This window comes from Actinomadura sp. NPDC048032 (assembly GCF_040653175.1).
Taxonomy (GTDB): domain Bacteria; phylum Actinomycetota; class Actinomycetes; order Streptosporangiales; family Streptosporangiaceae; genus Spirillospora; species Spirillospora verrucosospora.
This window is the reverse complement of the sequence record NZ_JBEZJP010000831.1, coordinates 1-1079: the sequence shown is the minus strand read 5'-3', so window position 1 is coordinate 1079 and position 1079 is coordinate 1. Positions and strand designations below refer to the sequence as shown.

Here is a 1079-nt window from a genome sequence, read left to right as displayed (position 1 = left end):
CATGGCTCGAAGCTATCAGAAGTTTCAAAGATTTCTGAAAACTCTGAGCTGTTAAGCTCTGCTGGAGATCGCGAGGAGAGGGGAGCATCGTGGCCGACACGGGCGAGGCCGCCGAACGGCTGGCGCTGACCCTGTCCCAGGGGGGTCTGCAGAAGGCGACCGCGCGGGTGCTGGCGGCGCTGATGTTCGCCGAGACCGACAGTGTGACCGCTCCCGAACTGGCCGAGCGGCTCTCCATCAGCTCCGGGTCGGTGTCCGGAGCGATCAAGATGCTGTCCACCGTGGGGCTGATCGAACGCGTCCCGGCCCCGGGCAGCCGCCGGGAGCACTACCGGCTCCGCGAGGGCGCCTGGGCCACGCTGATGTCCACGCAGAACGGGCTGATCCAGGCCATGTTCGAGGCCGCCGATCAGGGCATCGCCGCCGCGGGGCGTGACAGCCTCGCCGCCGGCCGCCTCGGGGAGATGCGCGACTTCTACGGCTTCATGTTCCGCGAGATGCCCGCCCTGGTCGACCGCTGGCGGGCCGAGTACCCCCGCCGGCGGGCCGAGGGCCGGTAGCGCCCGGGGCGAGGGAACGGGCGTTCTCGGCGCACGCCGGAATCCCAGGGCGTTAAGGAAGCGTTAAGCGCGGCCTCCCGCGCGCTAAGAACGCGTCAACGGTTCGGAGAAGTGCCGGACAAGTGCCGTTTACTGCCTGATGCACCCCCAAAGCGGGTGCGGTGTGACGAGCACCCGGCGCTCCGTGGCGGCATTCCGCCGCCCTCCAAGGAATCGAGAAATGTCAGATCTGGCGTTCATCCTGCTGACGGTGGCGGTCTTCGCCCTGTTGGCGCTGGTCGTGAAGGCGGTCGAGCGGCTGTGACCGCGGAGAACGGAATCGGCCTGACGCTGGCCGTACTGCTGGTCGCCTTCCTGGTCGCGGCCCTTCTTTTCCCGGAGCGTTTCTAGTGAGCCCGACGGTCGCCGGGGTCCTTTTCCTCGGCTCTCTCCTGCTCGCCCTCGCTCTTTTTCGCGTTCCCGGGGGGGTCGCGGCGCCGTTCAGTCGCGGTCCTGCCAGGCGTGGTCGACGGGGCCGAT

The 1079-nt window shown here is 68.3% G+C and carries 2 protein-coding genes; both read left to right on the top strand.

From position 1 onward, the window contains the following. The first annotated feature begins 89 nt into the window (after positions 1-89). Positions 90-560 carry a MarR family transcriptional regulator gene (locus AB0C69_RS42555; RefSeq protein WP_345181404.1) on the top strand — a complete coding sequence of 157 codons (471 nt, stop codon included), beginning with the start codon at positions 90-92 and terminating at the stop codon, positions 558-560. A gap of 300 nt (positions 561-860) precedes the next feature. Next, positions 861-950: a K(+)-transporting ATPase subunit F gene (gene kdpF / locus AB0C69_RS42550; protein ID WP_345181398.1), complete on the top strand. Its 90-nt coding sequence runs from the start codon at positions 861-863 to the stop codon at positions 948-950. Positions 951-1079 lie beyond the last annotated feature (129 nt).